This window comes from Streptococcus sp. CL9.43, from assembly GCF_049737935.1.
GTDB lineage: Bacteria > Bacillota > Bacilli > Lactobacillales > Streptococcaceae > Streptococcus > Streptococcus infantis_I.
This window is the reverse complement of the sequence record NZ_JBKOTS010000006.1, coordinates 1-20,887: the sequence shown is the minus strand read 5'-3', so window position 1 is coordinate 20,887 and position 20,887 is coordinate 1. Positions and strand designations below refer to the sequence as shown.

12 protein-coding genes are annotated in these 20,887 nt (G+C 42.2%); all 12 read left to right on the top strand.

Annotated features, from left to right (window positions below):
* Positions 1-9 precede the first annotated feature (9 nt).
* Positions 10-1,560 (top strand): D-alanine--poly(phosphoribitol) ligase subunit DltA, encoded by a 1,551-nt coding sequence (gene dltA / locus ACLNCS_RS08210; RefSeq protein WP_004254019.1) that lies wholly within the window; start codon positions 10-12, stop codon positions 1,558-1,560.
* Positions 1,557-2,801 carry a D-alanyl-lipoteichoic acid biosynthesis protein DltB gene (gene dltB, locus ACLNCS_RS08205; RefSeq protein ID WP_424848226.1) on the top strand — a complete coding sequence of 415 codons (1,245 nt, stop codon included), beginning with the start codon at positions 1,557-1,559 and terminating at the stop codon, positions 2,799-2,801. Before dltA ends, dltB begins: the two co-directional genes overlap by 4 nt.
* Positions 2,802-2,815: 14 nt before the next feature.
* Positions 2,816-3,055, top strand: coding sequence for a D-alanine--poly(phosphoribitol) ligase subunit DltC (gene dltC / locus ACLNCS_RS08200; RefSeq protein WP_000351968.1), 240 nt, complete (start codon positions 2,816-2,818; stop codon positions 3,053-3,055).
* Complete coding sequence (gene dltD / locus ACLNCS_RS08195; protein WP_424848223.1) at positions 3,048-4,316, top strand: D-alanyl-lipoteichoic acid biosynthesis protein DltD; 1,269 nt, start codon at positions 3,048-3,050, stop codon at positions 4,314-4,316. The genes dltC and dltD overlap by 8 nt, the downstream gene beginning before the upstream one ends.
* 247 nt (positions 4,317-4,563) lie before the next feature.
* The gene (gene adcR, locus ACLNCS_RS08190; protein WP_214262903.1) at positions 4,564-5,004 is read left to right on the top strand and encodes a zinc-dependent transcriptional regulator AdcR; all 441 of its coding nucleotides are present in this window, start codon (positions 4,564-4,566) and stop codon (positions 5,002-5,004) included.
* Entirely contained in the window at positions 5,004-5,708 is a 705-nt protein-coding gene (locus ACLNCS_RS08185) for a metal ABC transporter ATP-binding protein (RefSeq protein WP_214262902.1), read from the top strand. Before adcR ends, ACLNCS_RS08185 begins: the two co-directional genes overlap by 1 nt.
* Positions 5,701-6,507, top strand: coding sequence for a metal ABC transporter permease (locus ACLNCS_RS08180; protein WP_263394108.1), 807 nt, complete (start codon positions 5,701-5,703; stop codon positions 6,505-6,507). The genes ACLNCS_RS08185 and ACLNCS_RS08180 overlap by 8 nt, the downstream gene beginning before the upstream one ends.
* 9 nt (positions 6,508-6,516) lie before the next feature.
* Positions 6,517-8,019: a zinc ABC transporter substrate-binding protein AdcA gene (locus tag ACLNCS_RS08175; RefSeq protein ID WP_424848220.1), complete on the top strand. Its 1,503-nt coding sequence runs from the start codon at positions 6,517-6,519 to the stop codon at positions 8,017-8,019.
* Between the two features lie 130 nt (positions 8,020-8,149).
* The gene (locus ACLNCS_RS08170; protein ID WP_070678268.1) at positions 8,150-9,004 is read left to right on the top strand and encodes a VOC family protein; all 855 of its coding nucleotides are present in this window, start codon (positions 8,150-8,152) and stop codon (positions 9,002-9,004) included.
* A gap of 537 nt (positions 9,005-9,541) precedes the next feature.
* Positions 9,542-13,138, top strand: coding sequence for a DNA-directed RNA polymerase subunit beta (gene rpoB, locus ACLNCS_RS08165; protein ID WP_070678265.1), 3,597 nt, complete (start codon positions 9,542-9,544; stop codon positions 13,136-13,138).
* A gap of 38 nt (positions 13,139-13,176) precedes the next feature.
* Complete coding sequence (gene rpoC, locus ACLNCS_RS08160) at positions 13,177-16,824, top strand: DNA-directed RNA polymerase subunit beta' (RefSeq protein WP_004254004.1); 3,648 nt, start codon at positions 13,177-13,179, stop codon at positions 16,822-16,824.
* A gap of 259 nt (positions 16,825-17,083) precedes the next feature.
* Positions 17,084-20,887: CshA/CshB family fibrillar adhesin-related protein (locus ACLNCS_RS08155; RefSeq protein WP_424848217.1), on the top strand; the 3,804-nt coding region annotated here is incomplete at its 3' end.

Genomic DNA, 20,887 nt, shown 5'->3' with positions numbered 1-20,887 from the left:
AACCCTATTGTGTCAAATAAACCAATAGTAGATATGATTGAAACCATTGAGCATTATGCTCAAAAGCAGCCTAATTTTCCGGTCTACAATGTCCTTGGAGAAGAGCATACCTATGGCCAATTGAAGGCTGATTCAGATAGCTTAGCAGCCCATATTGACCAAATGGGACTTCCTGAAAAGTCACCTGTTGTGGTCTTTGGTGGCCAAGAATATGAAATGTTAGCAACCTTTGTGGCCTTGACCAAATCTGGCCATGCCTATATCCCAATTGATAGCCATTCTGCTTTGGAGCGCGTGTCTGCCATTCTTGAAGTAGCAGAACCAAGCTTAATCATCGCTATCAATGAATTTCCATTGGGAAACCCAGCTGCTCCAATCATGCCCTTGGAGCAAGTGCGTGAAGCTTGTGCGGTTCAGCATGCCTATGATTTGCAACATCCGGTCAAAGGGGATGATAACTACTACATCATCTTTACTTCGGGGACGACCGGGAAGCCAAAAGGGGTGCAGATTTCACATGATAACTTGCTCAGCTTCACCAACTGGATGATTACAGACAAGGAGTTTGCAACGCCAGAACGTCCGCAAATGTTGGCGCAACCGCCCTATTCCTTTGACTTGTCTGTCATGTATTGGGCACCAACCTTGGCTCTTGGAGGAACGCTTTTTGCCCTCCCATCAGCCATTACTCAAGACTTCAAACAACTCTTTGCAACTATCTTTTCTCTTCCGATTGCTATCTGGACTTCGACACCATCTTTTGCAGATATGGCCATGCTGTCTGAAGATTTCAATGCTGAAAAGATGCCAGGCATTACCCATTTCTACTTTGATGGGGAAGAGTTAACTGTTAAAACGGCTCAAAAACTGCGTGAACGTTTCCCGAATGCGCGCATCATCAATGCCTATGGACCAACAGAAGCAACCGTTGCTTTGTCGGCGGTTGCTATCACAGATGAGATGTTAGCGACACTTAAACGCTTGCCAATTGGTTATACCAAAGAAGATTCTCCAACCTTCATCATTGATGAGGAAGGAAACAAATTGCCAAATGGAGAGCAAGGAGAAATCATCGTGTCTGGACCGGCTGTTTCAAAAGGTTATATGAATAATCCTGAGAAAACAGCAGAAGCTTTCTTCGAATTTGAAGGTCTGCCAGCCTACCATACAGGAGATGTTGGAACCATGACGGATGAAGGCCTTCTTCTCTACGGTGGACGGATGGATTTCCAAATCAAGTTTAACGGCTACCGTATTGAGCTAGAAGATGTTTCTCAAAACTTGAACAAATCTCAGTACATTGACTCGGCTGTTGCGGTACCGCGCTATAATAAAGATCACAAGGTTCAAAATCTCTTGGCCTATGTTATCTTAAAAGATGGGGTCAAAGAACAATTTGAGCGCGAGATTGATATTACCAAAGCGATCAAGGAAGACTTGGAAGATATTATGATGTCTTATATGATGCCTTCGAAATTCCTCTACCGTGACAGCTTGCCGTTAACTCCAAATGGGAAAATCGACATCAAAGGGTTGATTAGTGAGGTTAACAATAGATGATGGAGCTTCTTAAACAGCTTCCTCATATTGAGCCTTATTGGAATCCGCAGTACTTTTTGTATGTGATTACTGCTATTTTGCCAATCTTTATCGGTCTTTTTTTCAAAAAACGTTTTGGCTGGTATGAAATATTGGTTAGTCTCTTCTTTATCGTCACTATGTTGACGGGAGGCAAGACCAATCAATTGGCTGCCTTGGGTATTTATCTGTGCTGGGAAATATTGCTCCTGCTTTTCTACAAGCACTATCGAAAAAGCAAGGATGGCAAGTGGGTATTCTACCTCGTTAGTTTTCTGTCCCTCCTTCCCATCATCTTTGTCAAGGTGCAACCAGCTATTAACGGTACACAGTCTCTGCTGGGATTCGTAGGAATCTCTTATTTGACCTTTCGTTCAGTGGGAATCATCATCGAACTTAGAGATGGAGTCATTAAGGATTTGAAAATGTGGGAGTATTTGCGTTTTCTTCTCTTTATGCCGACATTTTCAAGTGGTCCTATTGATCGTTTCAAACGTTTTAATGAAAATTATAAGACGATACCAGAGCGCGATGAGTTGCTAGATATGCTAGCCGAGTCCGTTCGGTATATCATGTGGGGATTTCTGTATAAATTTATCCTAGCCCATATTTTAGGCGAGATTTTATTACCACCGCTAAAGAATTTAGCTTTACAAACAGGTGGCGTCTTTAACTATTATGTAGTGGCCATCATGTACACATTTGGTTTGGAACTCTTCTTTGATTTTGCAGGTTACTCTATGTTTGCTATAGCTATTTCAAATCTGATGGGGATTCGTAGTCCGATCAACTTCAACAAACCCTTTTTGTCAAGAGATTTGAAAGAGTTTTGGAATCGTTGGCACATGAGTTTATCCTTCTGGTTTCGTGACTTTGTCTTTATGCGCATGGTCATGGTGATGACGAGAAAGAAGCTTTTTAAGAATCGAAATGTGACCTCAAGTGTCGCTTATATTGTAAATATGCTGATTATGGGGTTCTGGCATGGGATAACATGGTTTTATATCGTTTACGGGCTCTTTCATGGAGTGGGCTTAGTCATTAATGATGTCTGGGTTCGAAAGAAAAAAACGCTCAATAAAGAACGTAAGAAAGCAGGACGACCTCCCTTGCTTGAAAATCGTTGGGCTCAGTTGCTTGGCATGGTGATAACCTTCCATGTCGTAATGGTTTCATTCTTAATCTTTTCTGGATTTTTGAATGATTTATGGTTTAAAAAATAGAAGGAAATTAAAAAATGGATATCAAATCAGAAGTTATTGAAATTATCGATGAATTATTTATGGAAGATGTTTCTGACATGATGGATGAAGATCTTTTCGATGCAGGTGTCTTGGATAGTATGGGAACGGTTGAATTGATTGTAGAAATCGAAAATCGCTTTGATATACGTGTCCCGGTTACAGAATTTGGCCGTGATGATTGGAATACAGCCAATAAAATCGTGGCAGGGATTACGGAGTTAAAGAATGCTTAAACGCCTGTGGTTAATCTTCGGGCCGATTCTTATTGCAGGTTTATTGGTTCTTCTACTCATTTTTTTCTATCCTAGTAGTAAGAGTCATAATCTAATGGAGGAAAAATACTCTGCAGCCTCAGTAAGTGCAGAAAGTTTCAAAGAGAGAAGTCAAAAAGTGAGAGCTCTCACGGATCCTAATATGCGTTTTATACCCTTTTTGGGTTCGAGTGAATGGATTCGTTTTGATAGCATGCATCCAGGAGTGTTGGCTGAAAAGTATAATCGCTCCTACCGTCCGTATTTTATGGGGCAGGCAGGAGCCGCTTCTCTTAGTCAATATTTTGGGATGCAACAAATCACATCTGAACTTGAAAACAAACAAGCGGTATTTGTAATCTCTCCACAGTGGTTTACAAAAGAGGATCATGACCCGACTATTTTTCAAACTTATTTTAACAATGATCAGTTGACTGCCTTCTTGGAGAATCAATCTGGAGACGTAGCTTCTCAATATGCGGCTAATAGACTCTTAAAGCAAAATCCAAGAGTTCCGATGAAAGGAATTGTTGAGAAGATAGCTAAGAATGAACAGTTGTCAGACTTTGATCAAACGATGGTTAATATCTCTGCCGAGTTCAATGAGAGACAAGCTGCCCTTTTTGGTCAATTCTCTATTCGAGGCCAATTAAAGTATAAAGATCATATTGAAAAATATTTGAGCAGTCTCCCAGATCAGTTTTCGTATGAAGAATTGGAAAATATTGCACGTAAGGATGCAGAGGAAAATACGACCAATAATGATTTGGGGATGGATAACCACTTTTACAATACTCAACTTAAGAAAGATTTAAAAAAGTGGGAAGGGTATCAAAAAAATTACAACTTCCTCCAGTCAAGGGAATACAATGATTTGCAGTTAGTGCTCAATCAATTTGCCAAATCTAAGGTGAATGTACTCTTTGTCTTTCAACCTGTCAATAAAAAATGGATGAATTATACCGGATTAAGTGAGGGAATGTATCAACACTCTGTTGAAAAGATCCGTTACCAGTTGGAAAGTCAAGGTTTTACCAATATTGCTGACTTTTCAAAAAACGGAGGAGATCCATACTTTGTCAAGGATACGATTCATATCGGTTGGTTAGGTTGGTTGGCGTTTGACAAGGTTGTAAATCCTTTTTTGAGCAATCCAACAACAGCACCTAGTTACCAAATGAATGATCGATTCTTTAGCCAGGATTGGGCAAATTACGATGGGAATATTAAAGATTTTCAATAAATAGCAAAAGAGCCCGAACCTTGTTTTGGGCTCTTTGTAATGAAAGATTTTTGGTAATGGACAGTGTTGTAGCGGCCTCTTCATTTGAATAAGGGTAAGTAAAAAGAGATCAAGAAAATGAAAACATAAAAAATTGTTTTCATCTTTTTTCTTGACTCTGTACTAGGATGTGATATACTTAACTAGTAAACAAATAGACTAAAAGTCCTGTAATAATGGAAAAACTATTCGAAGAAAGGGGCAAATCATGAGACAATTAGCAACGGAAATTGATCATTTTTTAAATGAAGTAATCTTGAAAGCTGAAAATCAGCATGAAATTTTGATTGGTCATTGCACGAGTGAAGTGGCTTTGACAAACACCCAGGAGCATATCCTCATGCTCTTATCAGAGGAATCATTGACCAATTCTGAGTTGGCACGTCGCCTTAATGTCAGTCAAGCGGCTGTTACCAAGGCTATTAAATCTTTGATTAAAGAGGGGATGCTGGAAACGTCTAAGGATCCTAAGGATGCTCGAGTGATTTTTTATCAATTGACAGACCTTGCTAGACCAATTGCTGAGGAGCACCATCATCACCATGAACATACCCTCTCGACGTATGAGCAAGTTGTCACTCAATTCTCAGCTAAGGAGCAACAAATTATCCAGCGGTTTTTAACTGCTTTAGTAGGAGAAATCAAGTAATGAGATACATCACAGTAGAGGATTTGTCCTTCTATTATGACAAGGAACCTGTGCTTGAGCACATCAATTACAGTGTTGATAGTGGGGAGTTTGTCACACTCACGGGAGAAAACGGAGCTGCCAAGACGACTCTAATCAAGGCCAGTCTAGGTATTTTACAACCAAGATTTGGTAAAGTTACCATTTCAAAGACCAACACTCGTGGGACAAAATTAAGAATTGCCTACCTTCCTCAACAGATTGCAAGTTTTAATGCAGGTTTTCCAAGTACCGTTTATGAATTTGTCAAATCAGGTCGTTATCCAAGAAAGGGCTGGTTCCGTCGTTTAAATGCTCACGATGAGGAACATATCAAGGCTAGTTTAAACTCGGTTGGCATGTGGGAACATCGGGATAAACGCATTGGTTCCCTCTCTGGTGGGCAAAAGCAAAGAGCAGTCATTGCACGTATGTTTGCGTCCGATCCAGATATCTTTATCTTGGATGAGCCGACGACAGGGATGGATGCAGGGACTAAGAATGAATTTTATGAGCTCATGCACCACAGCGCCCACCATCATGGCAAGGCTGTTTTGATGATTACTCATGACCCAGAAGAAGTCAAAGACTACGCAGATCGCAATATTCACCTTGTCCGAGACCAAGATTCACCATGGCGTTGCTTCAATGTCCATGAAAGTGACCAGGAGGTGGAGCATGCTTAATCTACTGTCTTATGATTTTATGCAGCGAGCCTTTTTGGCAGTTATTGCCATGAGTCTCTTTTCACCAGTTCTTGGGACTTTTCTCATCTTGCGCCGTCAAAGTCTCATGAGTGATACTCTCAGTCACGTCTCGCTTTCGGGTGTTGCCTTTGGTTTGGTTTTGGGGATTTCTCCGACCATCTCAACCATTGTGATCGTTTTGATTGCGGCGGTCTTTCTTGAATACTTGCGTACAGTTTATAAAAGCTTTATGGAGATTGGGACAGCCATTCTCATGTCTACAGGACTTGCAGTTTCACTTATTGTCATGAGTAAGGGTAAGAGCTCTAGTTCGATGAGTCTGGATCAGTATCTTTTTGGTTCTATTGTGACTATTAGTCAAGAGCAGGTCATTGGGCTCTTTGTCATTGCGGCGGTTGTTCTAATCCTGACCTTCCTCTTTTTAAGACCTATGTATATTCTAACTTTTGACGAGGATACAGCTTTTGTAGATGGATTGCCTGTACGCACCATGTCTATTCTCTTTAACATGGTGACGGGTGTGGCTATTGCCCTCATGATACCAGCAGCGGGAGCACTTTTGGTATCGACTATTATGGTTTTGCCAGCAAGTATTGCTTTGCGTCTAGGTAAAAACTTTAGTTCTGTGATGATTCTTGCTAGCGTCATTGGTTTTCTAGGCATGGTTGCGGGACTCTATATTTCCTATTATGCAGAGACGCCTCCTAGTGCAAGTATCACCATTATCTTTGTAGTTGTCTTTTTAGTAGTCAGCATCCTCAAACGTTTTATCAAATAGGAGAAGTACATGAAAAAACTAAGCCTACTTTTGGCAAGTCTTGTGACCTTATTCTTAGTTGCTTGTTCCAATCAAAAAGAAGCAGACGGGAAATTAAATATCGTTACAACTTTCTACCCTGTCTATGAATTTACCAAGCAAGTAGCAGGTGATACAGCCAATGTCGAACTCTTAATCGGGGCTGGAACAGAGCCACATGATTATGAACCATCAGCTAAGGCAGTCGCTAAAATCCAAGACGCAGATGCCTTTGTTTATGAGAATGAAAATATGGAAACTTGGGTTCCCAAGCTTTTAGATTCACTAGATGCGAAAAAAGTAAAAACAATCAAGGCTACTGGAGATATGTTGCTTCTTCCAGGAAGTGAAGAAGAGGAAGACCATGACCATGGTGAAGAAGGTCATCATCATGAGTATGATCCTCACGTATGGTTGTCTCCTGCGCGTGCCATTAAGCTTGTAGAGCACATCCGTGACAGTCTTTCGGCTGACTATCCAGATAAGAAGGCGACTTTTGAACAAAATGCAGCAGCCTATATCGAAAAACTGCAAGCCTTGGATAAGGCTTATACTGAAGGACTTTCTAATGCTAAGCAAAAGAGTTTTGTGACTCAACACGCTGCCTTCCGTTATCTAGCTCTAGACTACGGACTCAATCAAGTCTCTATCTCAGGTCTTTCACCAGATGCGGAGCCTTCAGCAAGCCGTTTAGCAGAATTGACCGAGTACATCAAGAAAAACAAGATCTCTTATATCTACTTTGAAGAAAATGCTTCTCAAGCCCTAGCCAATACCCTTTCAAAAGAAACAGGAGTGAAGTTAGATGTTCTGAATCCTCTTGAAAGCTTGACCGAAGAGGATATGAAGGCTGGAGAAAACTATATCTCTGTCATGGAGAAAAACCTCAAGTCTCTCAAGCAGACAACTGATCAGGCAGGAGCAGAGATTGAACCAGAAAAGGCAGAGGAAACTAAAACCGTTCAAAATGGCTACTTTGAGGATGCAGATGTTAAGGACCGTACCCTGAGTGATTATGCTGGCAACTGGCAGTCAGTCTATCCTTTCCTTGAGGATGGGACTCTTGATCAAGTATTTGACTACAAGGCTAAATTGACTGGTAAGATGACCAAGGATGAATACAAAGCCTACTATCAAAAAGGTTACCAAACAGATGTAAACAAGATTAATATTGCAGATAATACTATGGAATTTATCCAAGGAGGCCAAAGTAAGCAATATACTTATAAGTATGTCGGCAAGAAAATCTTGACTTATAAGAAAGGGAATCGTGGAGTACGCTTCCTCTTTGAAGCGACTGATGCAGACGCCGGACAATTCAAGTATGTTCAGTTTAGCGACCACAATATTGCTCCGGTCAAGGCAGAACATTTCCATATCTTCTTTGGAGGCACTAGCCAAGAAGCCCTCTTTGAAGAGATGGACAACTGGCCAACCTACTATCCAGATGGCTTATCAGGTCAAGAGATTGCTCAAGAAATGTTGGCTCATTAAATCCAAACAATCCTTCCTACACGGGGAGGGTTTTTCTTGTGTTATCAGCGTTGAGCATCTGGATTGACATTGGCTGAGAAGGGAGTACAATAGATGTAATTAAAACAGTTACAACAAAGAGAGGTTTTCTATGGTTTACGAATATAATAGTCAGATTTATTTGGCTGAAGTAGCTTTAAATGTCAAGGACTTAGAAAGTCAGACAGCATTTTATCATCAGTTGCTTGGGTTGGAGATTTTGAATCAATCGGAAAATAAAGTTCTTTTAGGTGCCGGTGGGAAACCACTAGTTCGGCTAATTAAGACAGATGATACTAGCAATCCTAAGCAGAGCTACGGACTTTATCATATGGCCTTGCTCTTACCGAGCCGAGAAGACTTGGCTAATGTTTTTAAACACTTGCTCGGTTTAAAGATACCTCTAGTGGGTGGAGCGGACCATGGTTATAGCGAGGCTATCTATTTGGAAGATATAGAGGGCAATGGCATTGAACTCTACAGAGATAAACCTGTAACAGTATGGGATATTCGTGAGGATGGCCGTATTATTGGTGTGACAGAAGAACTCTCTGCTCAAGATATCTACCAACTAGGAAAAGAAATCGAGCCTTTTGTGATTGCAGAAGGCACTCGTATGGGCCATGTTCACCTATCTGTTAAGAATAGCCGAGAAGCGAGTACATTCTATCAAGAGTCTCTAGGTCTGGAGGATAAATTCACGATTCCACATGCCAGTTGGATCGCATCAGGGGCTTATCACCATCATTTAGCTGTAAATGAATGGGGTGGCAAAAACTTAGTTCGACGTAAGCATGGAATGGTGGGGCTAGCCTACTATGTGGTTGAAGTTGAGAACAAAGAGGAGTTGTTGAAGGTTTTTGCTCAATCTCAAGGTAATGAGGTGATAATTCAGTGGCTTTCTTCTGCAGAATTTAGTATAACTGATAGCGATGGCATTGTGACGCGAGTTAGAGTGGGAAATTAAAAAAGAGCGGTTCAGTCTACTTTAGAAGTAGTTTGAACTGCTCTCTTTTTTATTCAGGTTTTTCGAGGATGAAAAGCTCTTTTGTTATGTACTTACTGTCCGTATATCCTAATTTTTCATAGCTAGCAATTAAGGGATTTATGTAACTATGAGATGAAGAAACTATAAGAAAAATTACAAAATTATGAAAATTACCTTTTCTGAAAACAATCCACAGCTATACTAAAGCAAGAAAAATCCTTCAAAGGACTTGAAAAATTAGAGAAAATCGGGTATAATATGAGTAATCATTTGTCGTAGGTTTTGTCTGAAATATTGTCCGGACAAGGCTCACAGCAGTTAAATCTCCTCAAAAAAGTCGGATTTAACTGCTCTTTTTGTGCTTTTTTTCGGTATTTTTTGCATCTGTAACAGAGATTTAAAGATTCTGAAAAATTAGTCAAGGGGGATAAGTTGATAGGGGTTTTAGAACCATTAAACGATAATTATTAGCTTAGGTGACTAAGCTTGGAACTTTATTTACAAAGGAGAATCATCTTGGCAGGACATGACGTTCAATACGGGAAACATCGTACCCGTCGTAGTTTTTCAAGAATCAAAGAAGTTCTTGACTTACCAAATTTGATTGAAATTCAAACTGATTCATTTAAAGATTTCCTAGACTATGGTCTGAAGGAAGTGTTTGAAGATGTATTGCCAATTTCAAACTTCACAGAAACAATGGAGTTGGAATTTGTTGGCTACGAAATCAAAGAACCTAAATATACGCTTGAAGAAGCTCGCATCCATGATGCTAGCTATTCAGCACCAATCTTTGTAACTTTCCGCTTGATTAACAAAGAAACTGGCGAAATCAAAACTCAAGAAGTCTTCTTTGGTGATTTCCCAATCATGACTGAGATGGGTACTTTCATCATTAACGGTGGTGAACGTATTATCGTATCACAGTTGGTGCGTTCTCCAGGTGTTTACTTTAATGATAAAGTAGACAAAAACGGTAAAGTGGGCTACGGTTCAACTGTAATCCCTAACCGTGGAGCTTGGTTGGAACTGGAAAGTGACTCAAAAGACATCGCCTACACTCGTATCGACCGTACACGTAAAATTCCATTTACGACTTTGGTTCGTGCTCTTGGTTTCTCAGGCGATGACGAAATCTTTGATATCTTTGGGGACAGCGAGTTGGTTCGCAACACTGTTGAAAAAGATATCCATAAAAACCCAATGGACTCTCGTACAGACGAAGCTTTGAAAGAAATTTATGAGCGTCTTCGTCCAGGTGAACCAAAAACTGCTGAGAGTTCACGTACCTTGCTTGTGGCTCGTTTCTTCGACCCACGTCGTTATGACTTGGCAGCTGTTGGACGCTACAAGATTAACAAGAAATTAAATATTAAAACTCGTTTGCTCAACCAAACAATCGCTGAACCATTGGTGGACCCTGAAACTGGTGAAATCTTAGTTGAAAAGGGTACTGTTATGACTCGCGATGTCATCGAGAGCATCGAAAGCCATTTAGATGGCGATTTGAACAAGATTGTCTACACTCCAAATGACTCAGCTGTTTTGACAGAACCAGTTGTTCTTCAAAAATTCAAGGTTGTGGCACCAACTGATCCAGACCGTGTTGTAACAATCATCGGAAATGCAAATCCAGATGATAAGGTTCGCACTATCACTCCGGCAGATATCCTTGCTGAGATGAGCTACTTCCTTAACTTGGCTGAAGGTATCGGTCGTATCGATGATATCGACCACCTCGGAAACCGTCGTATTCGTGCCGTTGGTGAATTGCTTGCTAACCAAGTACGTCTTGGACTTTCACGTATGGAACGTAATGTTCGTGAACGTATGTCTGTTCAAGATAACGAAGTATTGACACCTCAACAAATCATTAACATCCGTCCAGTGACTGCGGCGATCAAAGAATTCTTTGGTTCTTCACAATTGTCACAGTTCATGGACCAACACAACCCACTTTCTGAGCTGTCTCACAAACGTCGTTTGTCTGCCTTAGGGCCTGGTGGTTTGACACGTGACCGCGCTGGATATGAAGTGCGTGACGTGCACTACACTCACTATGGTCGTATGTGTCCAATCGAAACACCTGAAGGACCAAACATCGGTTTGATCAACAACTTGTCTTCATATGGACACCTCAACAAGTATGGTTTCATTCAAACACCATACCGTAAGGTTGACCGTGCAACTGGTAAAGTTACCAACGAAATTGTTTGGTTGACTGCCGATGAAGAAGATGAATACACAGTAGCTCAGGCTAACTCTAAATTGAACGCAGATGGAACTTTTGCTGAAAAAGTTGTCATGGGACGTCACCAAGGGGTTAACCAAGAATATCCAGCATCAAGCGTTGACTACATGGACGTTTCTCCTAAACAGGTAGTTGCCGTTGCGACAGCATGTATTCCTTTCTTGGAAAACGATGACTCCAACCGTGCCCTCATGGGTGCCAACATGCAACGTCAGGCTGTTCCGTTGATCGATCCTAAAGCGCCTTTCGTTGGTACTGGTATGGAATACCAAGCAGCCCATGACTCAGGAGCTGCAGTTATTGCACAACATGGTGGTAAGGTTACCTATGCGGATGCGGACAAAGTAGAAGTTCGCCGTGAAGATGGTTCCCTTGATGTTTACCACATCCAAAAATTCCGTCGTTCAAACTCAGGTACTGCTTATAACCAACGTACCCTTGTTCGAGTTGGCGATGTCATCGAAAAAGGTGACTTTATCGCTGATGGACCTTCTATGGAAAAAGGTGAAATGGCGCTTGGACAAAACCCAATCGTTGCCTACATGACATGGGAAGGGTACAACTTCGAGGATGCCGTTATCATGAGCGAACGCTTGGTGAAAGACGATGTTTACACATCAGTTCACCTCGAAGAATATGAATCAGAAACACGCGATACAAAGCTTGGGCCTGAAGAAATCACTCGTGAAATTCCAAACGTTGGTGAAGATGCCCTTAAAGACCTCGACGAAATGGGTATCATCCGTATCGGTGCTGAGGTTAAAGAAGGGGATATCCTTGTAGGTAAAGTCACACCTAAGGGTGAAAAAGACCTTTCTGCTGAAGAGCGTCTCTTGCACGCTATCTTCGGTGACAAATCTCGCGAAGTTCGTGATACTTCCCTTCGTGTACCACACGGTGCCGATGGTGTCGTTCGTGATGTTAAAATCTTTACACGTGCAAACGGTGATGAATTGCAATCTGGTGTTAACATGCTAGTTCGCGTATACATCGCACAAAAACGTAAGATTAAGGTCGGAGATAAGATGGCCGGACGTCACGGAAACAAAGGGGTTGTCTCTCGTATCGTTCCTGTAGAAGACATGCCTTACCTTCCAGACGGAACTCCAGTCGATATCATGTTGAACCCACTTGGGGTGCCATCACGTATGAATATCGGTCAGGTTATGGAACTTCACCTTGGTATGGCGGCTCGTACTCTTGGTATCCACATCGCAACGCCAGTCTTTGACGGAGCAAGTTCTGAAGATCTTTGGGACACTGTCAAAGAAGCAGGTATGGATAGCGACGCTAAGACTATCCTATACGATGGTCGTACTGGTGAACCATTTGATAACCGTGTGTCAGTTGGTGTCATGTACATGATCAAACTTCACCACATGGTTGATGATAAATTGCACGCTCGTTCAGTCGGACCATACTCAACCGTTACACAACAACCACTCGGAGGTAAAGCTCAGTTTGGTGGACAACGTTTCGGTGAGATGGAGGTTTGGGCGCTTGAAGCCTATGGTGCATCAAATGTTCTTCAAGAAATCTTGACTTACAAGTCTGACGATATCAACGGACGTTTGAAAGCTTATGAAGCTATTACAAAAGGAAAACCAATTCCAAAACCAGGTGTTCCAGAATCGTTCCGAGTTCTTGTAAAAGAATTGCAATCTCTTGGTCTTGACATGCGTGTCCTTGACGAAGACAATCAAGAAGTGGAACTTCGTGACCTTGATGAAGGAATGGACGAAGATGTCATCCACGTAGATGACCTTGAAAAAGCCCGCGAAAGAGCAGCTCAAGAGGCTAAAGCAGCCTTTGAAGCAGAAGAAAATGCAAAAGCGGAAGCAACAGAAGAAGCTGCTGAATAAGAATAAGCAGTTCACTTATAATAGAAAGGGAAGAAATAGTGGTTGATGTAAATCGTTTTAAAAGTATGCAAATCACACTAGCTTCTCCAAGTAAAGTCCGTTCATGGTCTTATGGAGAAGTCAAAAAACCTGAAACAATCAATTACCGTACGTTGAAACCAGAACGTGAAGGACTCTTTGACGAAGTGATCTTTGGTCCTACAAAAGACTGGGAATGTGCTTGTGGTAAATACAAACGCATTCGTTACAGAGGGATTGTTTGTGACCGTTGTGGTGTTGAAGTAACGCGTACAAAAGTTCGTCGTGAACGTATGGGGCACATCGAGTTAAAAGCTCCTGTATCTCATATCTGGTATTTCAAGGGGATTCCAAGCCGTATGGGCTTGACCCTTGACATGAGTCCTCGTGCCCTCGAGGAAGTTATCTACTTTGCTGCTTACGTGGTGATTGATCCAAAAGATACACCACTTGAGCACAAATCTATTATGACAGAGCGTGAATACCGTGAACGCTTGCGTGAATTTGGTCATGGTTCATTCGTTGCCAAAATGGGTGCCGAAGCGATCCAAGACCTCTTGAAACAAGTAGATCTTGAAAAAGAAATTGCTGAACTCAAAGAAGAGTTGAAAACAGCTACTGGACAAAAACGTGTGAAAGCTATCCGTCGTTTGGATGTTTTGGATGCTTTCCACAAGTCTGGAAACAAGCCTGAATGGATGGTTCTTAACATCCTTCCAGTTATTCCACCAGATCTTCGTCCAATGTTGCAGTTGGATGGTGGCCGTTTTGCCTCATCTGACTTGAACGACCTTTACCGTCGTGTTATTAACCGTAACAATCGTTTGGCTCGTTTGCTTGAGTTGAACGCGCCAGGTATCATCGTTCAAAATGAGAAGCGTATGCTTCAAGAAGCGGTTGACGCTTTGATTGACAATGGCCGTCGTGGTCGTCCGATCACAGGGCCAGGTAGCCGTCCGCTTAAATCATTGAGCCATATGCTCAAGGGGAAACAAGGACGCTTCCGTCAAAACTTGCTCGGTAAACGTGTTGACTTCTCAGGACGTTCCGTTATTGCCGTTGGTCCAACTCTTAAGATGTACCAATGTGGTGTGCCACGTGAAATGGCAATCGAGCTCTTTAAACCATTTGTCATGCGTGAAATCGTTGCGCGCGATATCGTTCAAAACGTTAAAGCGGCTAAACGCTTGGTAGAACGTGGAGATGAACGTATCTGGGATATCCTCGAAGAAGTTATCAAAGAACACCCAGTGCTTTTGAACCGCGCACCTACCCTTCACCGTTTGGGTATCCAAGCCTTTGAGCCAGTCTTGATTGACGGTAAAGCCCTTCGTTTGCACCCACTTGTCTGTGAAGCCTACAATGCCGACTTTGACGGGGACCAAATGGCCATCCACGTACCTCTTTCAGAAGAAGCCCAAGCAGAAGCTCGTATCTTGATGCTTGCTGCTGAGCATATCTTGAACCCTAAAGATGGTAAACCAGTTGTTACTCCATCTCAGGACATGGTTTTGGGTAACTACTACTTGACTATGGAAGAAGCTGGTCGTGAAGGCGAAGGTATGGTCTTCAAGGATCGTGACGAAGCTGTCATGGCTTACCGTAATGGTTATGTTCACCTCCACTCACGTGTTGGTATCGCAACAGATAGCCTTAACAAACCATGGACAGAAGAGCAAAAACACAAAATCTTGCTTACAACTGTAGGTAAAATCCTCTTCAACGATATCATGCCAGAAGGACTACCTTACTTGCAAGAGCCAACAAACGCTAACTTGACAGAAGGTGTCCCGGCCAAGTACTTCTTGCCATTAGGTGGAAATATCAAGGAAGCTATTGAAGGGCTTGAACTCAACCCACCATTCAAGAAGAAAAACCTTGGAAATATCATCGCTGAAATCTTCAAACGTTTCCGTACGACAGAAACATCTGCCCTACTTGACCGTATGAAGAACCTCGGTTACCACCATTCAACTCTTGCAGGTTTGACAGTGGGTATTGCTGATATTCCAGTCGTTGAAGACAAGGCTGAAATCATCGAAGAATCACACAAACGTGTAGAACAAATCACAAAACAATTCCGTCGTGGTATGATCACAGACGATGAGCGCTACAATGCTGTTACAGCTGAATGGCGTGCTGCCCGTGAAAAACTCGAGAAACGTTTGGTTGCCAACCAAGATCCTAAGAACCCTATCGTTATGATGATGGACTCTGGAGCCCGTGGTAACATCTCAAACTTCTCACAGCTTGCCGGTATGCGTGGTCTGATGGCTGCTCCGAACGGACGTATCATGGAATTGCCAATCCTTTCAAACTTCCGCGAAGGTTTGTCAGTACTTGAGATGTTCTTCTCAACTCACGGTGCCCGTAAAGGTATGACCGATACGGCCCTTAAGACAGCCGACTCAGGTTACTTGACTCGTCGTTTGGTTGACGTTGCCCAAGACGTTATCATTCGTGAGGATGACTGTGGAACTGACCGTGGTCTCTTGATCCGTTCTATTACTGAAGGTAAAGAGATGATTGAGTCTCTAGAAGAACGTCTCAATGGTCGTTACACTAAGAAAACTGTTAAACATCCAGAAACTGGTGCAGTTATTATCGGTCCAAATGAATTGATTACAGAAGACAAGGCGCGTGAAATCGTCAATGCTGGTGTTGAAGAAGTGACTATCCGCTCAGTATTTACATGTAACACTCGTCATGGTGTTTGCCGTCACTGTTACGGTATCAACTTAGCGACTGGTGATGCGGTTGAAGTTGGTGAAGCAGTTGGTACAATCGCTGCCCAATCTATCGGGGAACCTGGTACACAGCTTACAATGCGTACCTTCCACACGGGTGGTGTTGCCTCAAATACCGATATCACTCAGGGTCTTCCTCGTGTCCAAGAAATCTTTGAAGCCCGCAATCCTAAAGGGGAAGCGGTCATCACAGAAGTCAAAGGGGAAGTTACAGCAATCGAAGAAGATGCTTCAACTCGTACTAAGAAAGTCTTCGTTAAAGGTGAAACTGGCGAAGGCGAATACGTGGTACCATTCACAGCACGTATGCGTGTAGAGGTTGGCGATCAAATCTCTCGTGGTGCAGCATTGACAGAAGGTTCTATCCAACCAAAACGTCTCCTTGCTGTACGTGATGTCTTGTCAGTTGAAACTTACCTCCTCGGTGAAGTACAAAAAGTTTACCGTAGCCAAGGGGTAGAAATCGGTGACAAACACATCGAGGTAATGGTTCGTCAAATGATCCGCAAAGTTCGTGTCATGGATCCAGGGGATACAGACCTTCTTATGGGTACTCTCATGGATATCAACGACTTTACAGATGCCAACAAAGATGTTCTTATCGCAGGTGGTGTTCCAGCAACTGGTCGCCCAGTCCTTATGGGAATTACCAAAGCCTCACTTGAAACCAATAGTTTCTTGTCAGCAGCTTCCTTCCAGGAAACAACTCGTGTCCTTACAGACGCAGCTATCCGTGGTAAGAAAGACCATCTCCTTGGTCTCAAGGAAAATGTTATCATCGGTAAGATCATCCCAGCTGGTACTGGTATGGCTCGCTACCGTAACCTTGAACCACAAGCAGTCAACGAAGAATCCCTCCTTGCAGATTCACAAGAAGAGCAAGTAGATGCCCAAGTCGAGACTGTTGAAACAAGTGAATAAACCTATTTATCCAAAAGAGGGGCAATTCCCTCTTTTGGTGTGTATAGGAAATGAAATCGTAATGTATATTTTCTTGAAATAATAGTAAAAAAATGGAATAAATGTATATTGATTTCAACTTTCAAAACAATGAGCATAATGCTTGGTTTTTAAGTACAATAGTGCTAAAATAGGAGCGTTGCATGTTTGGGATTTTGTAAAAAACAATGCATAAATTATAACAATATATACACTCCCGAAAGGGTAATGGAGGTAAATCATGAAAAATGATCTGTTTAACGACCGAATTAGTCGATTCTCGATCCGTAAGCTTCATGTAGGAGTTTGCTCGGTCTTACTCGGAACGTTGGTAATGCTCGGAACTGCTACAGGTGTCGGAGCTGATGAAGTAACTGAAGAAAAACAAGCTGACGGAGTTGCAGCTACAACAGAAGTAGAGAAAACTGAAGCTCCTGTAACTACAGAAGCAGCACCTGCTAAAGAAGTAACTTATAAAGCAGAAGCAGCACCTGCAGTTTCTACTGAAGTAAAACCGGAGCTAAATAGCGACAAATTGGCAGCTTACGTTGCTGAAATTGAAGCAAACGTGGCAAATGGTAAATACAGCAACAAGACAGACGAGAGCGTTGAAATTCTTAAGGTAGGTCTTGCTAATGCTAAAAATGCACTTACTTCTGCTACAAGCCAAGCTGAACTTGACGCAGCTTACCAATCACTTGTAACTATTGTCAATTCTAAGCTTAAAAACAAAGAAAAAGCTGTAGCCGAAGAAAAAGTAGCAGCTACTGAAAAGACAGAAGCCACTACAGGTAAGCCTGCAGAAAACACTAAGCCAGCTGAAGGTACTAACGCAATCGCAAATACAGGGAAAAACGACCCTCGTAATGGTAAAGAGATTGACAAAAACACAGCCTTCCGTGCAGATACAGCGACAGCTACTGGTGTAGGAGCAGACGTTGTCGATGCAACTTCAACTCCAAAGGTTGAAAAACCAGGATATACAACAGACCTTGACGCAAAATCTTTGACTAGCCAGATTACATGGTTGGACTTTGGAGATGTAGCCAACTGGACAGGAACCACTACGACATTAGTACCTGCCGCCGAAACTAAACCAACTGAAAACTTACAAGAGAAAATGGCTCTTCAAGTTGGAGCTACCTATACTAAGGAAATCATGCCTGGATATGTGGTGACCATCAAAGTTAAGTCTTTGAAACCCTTCCAAGCAACTGAAATCTATAAGAAGCGACTAGAAAGCCAAGGAGCTACTGACGCAGAAAAAGCAACCTATGATCCAAATGCTCGAAACGGTTTTGTCAATAATTCAAGTTCACCTACTTCTAAGTTACATTTCAATAACGGTGATGAGGCCATGATTACCGCAGAGCCTCAAAATGGTTATACCGAAGTTAAACATGAAGGAATTGATACCAAAGCCAAGAAGACAACCATTGCTTCAGCGATAAATGGTGGAAATATTGGTGTGCAATTTGAAATTTCTGCCACCTTCCGTGGTAAAGTTGTTAAACCGGCTATTGTAATGGCTGATGGTGAGTCTGCCAACCCTGGTGAATTTGTTATGTTCACTACCAACGGACAAGGTTGGCAACATCTTGGAGAATGGAAAAAAGATTATAGAAGATATAGTGTACCGTACATGATACAAGATACGGATAATCTTTTTGGCCCTAACCCTACGACTACTATTAATGGTAAATCATTCTACGGAATTAACCTTAACCAACTTCGCGGGTCTAATCAAGTTGGCCCAGATAAGAAACCAGTCGCTTGGAAGTATTTTGGGAACCCTGACCAAGTAACTGGTGGTCTTGGGACTGGTGTCTTTGGGCCAAATATTTCTGCAGGCGATTCCTCTGTTCCCCTTGTTATGACGCGTGGAGCATCTGAAGTGGGACTTTACATCGCTTCGGGTGGTAAACAGTCTGCTATGCTAGGGTTCTTCCCACTTGATGAAGGGGATGCTCCTGAGTCATACGGTAAGGCAGTTCATACCATTGCAACTGTTGACGGTGTTACTGGAGCTAAAGTAAATCAACCGTATCTTGGTAATGTGAGCCCAGATATGGATGAAAACACTACTCAAGACTGGTTCGGTGATGATAAGGCAACTACGGCCGATGAAGGAATTAACCAATTGCTTCCAGATGAACTCAAAGGTACAACCAATGAGATGATTAAGATGGATCGTACCAAACCAGGCAACTATAAGATGTCAATTCAAGCTCATACGGATGGAGCTTCAGAAGCACATATCTATGGTTGGGTAGACTTTAACCAAAATGGTAAATTCGATGAGGATGAACGCTCAAATCTCGCTACAATCACACAAGATGGCACTGTTGAGTTGACCTTTGCAAACAGCAAGACTTACGTCGACCCAAGCGTTAAAGAGTTAGGTGCTCGTGTTCGTATCGCTAAGAAAGCGAACGAGATCGAAAGCCCAACTGGCATGGCCTTCTCAGGTGAAGTAGAAGACTTCAAGACTCAAATCACCCACCCACCAAAAGGAGAATTTAAGGAAACAAGTGGCCCTCAAGGTACGAAACAATCAGCAACTGTAACCTTTACAGCACGTGGAGAACATAAGTTTGAACGTGATTCTACTGCTATTATTGATGAAACTGTAGAACCATACATTGTTGACAAAGATGGCAACCGAGCAACCCTTGACGCAGACGGTTACTATGTCGTTCAAGGACAAGGTAAGTACAAGATTACTGCTAAAGGTAAAGATGTAGATGTTGAGTTTATTCCTGAGGACAACTTCCTAGGAACAGCTGATGGTATCTCTATCCGTCGTTCAGATAATAATGGTTATGATACTGGTTGGTCAACAAAATTCCCAGACCAAGAAGCAAACGTTAATGGTCAGTTGAATACCATGGATGGTCTTTACATCCCAACAGTTACTCCGATTGAAATCGAAGGGGTTGACAAAACATCTAAAGATATTCAAGGTGCAACTCAAAAAGAAACACCTACCTTTAATACAACAGCTTCTAACTCAGCTGGTGATAAGATTGTTATTGCTCCAAGCACGGACTATCCTGCTAAGTTGGTAGATCCAGCAACAGGTCTTACTACTGATGCGACATCTGTAACAGTAGCAGGAGAAGGGACTTACACTATTAATCCTACAACTGGTGAAGTAACCTTCACTCCAGAACCAAGCTTTACTGGTACAGCCAAAGGTGTGGAAGTTACATTGTCAGCGCCAGTTGGACGAAATAAAGACGGTCAGATTCAAAAAGAGTACATTAAGACTGCTACAGCTAAGTACACACCAACTGTAGTAGGAGTAACACCAACCGCAACACCAGCAGAAACAAAAGACATCCAAGGTGCAACTCAAACAGGTAAGCCTGAATTCAAGGGTGGTACAGTTGAAGTTAACGGTGTTGAAAAGACTGTTCCAATCAACGAAGATGTTCCAGCAACATTTGACGATGGTTCAACAACTAAGACTGTTGAAGGTGTTGGTAAATTTACAGTTGCAGCAGATGGAACAGTAACATTCGTTCCAGAACCAAACTTTGTAGGAACTGCACCAGCTGTGACAGTTGTCCGTGAAGATAAGAACGGAACAAAAGCTTCAGCAACCTACACACCAACTGTGACTCCAGTAACACCAACAGCAACACCAGTTGAAACTACAGATATCCAAGGTGCTACACAAACTGGTAAACCTGTATTTACTGAAGGTGATAGCCGTGTACCAATCAACGAAGATGTTCCAGCAACATTTGATGATGGTTCAACAACTAAGACAGTAGAAGGTGTTGGTGAATTTACGGTTGCAGCAGATGGAACAGTAACATTCGTTCCAGAACCAAACTTTGTAGGAACTGCACCAGCAGTGACAGTTGTCCGCGAAGATAAGAACGGAACAAAAGCATCAGCGACATACACACCAACAGTTGTAGGAGTAACACCAACTGCAACACCAGCAGAAACAAAAGATATTCAAGGTGCAACTCAAACAGGTAAGCCTGAATTCAAGGGTGGTACAGTTGAAGTTAACGGTGTTGAGAAGACTGTT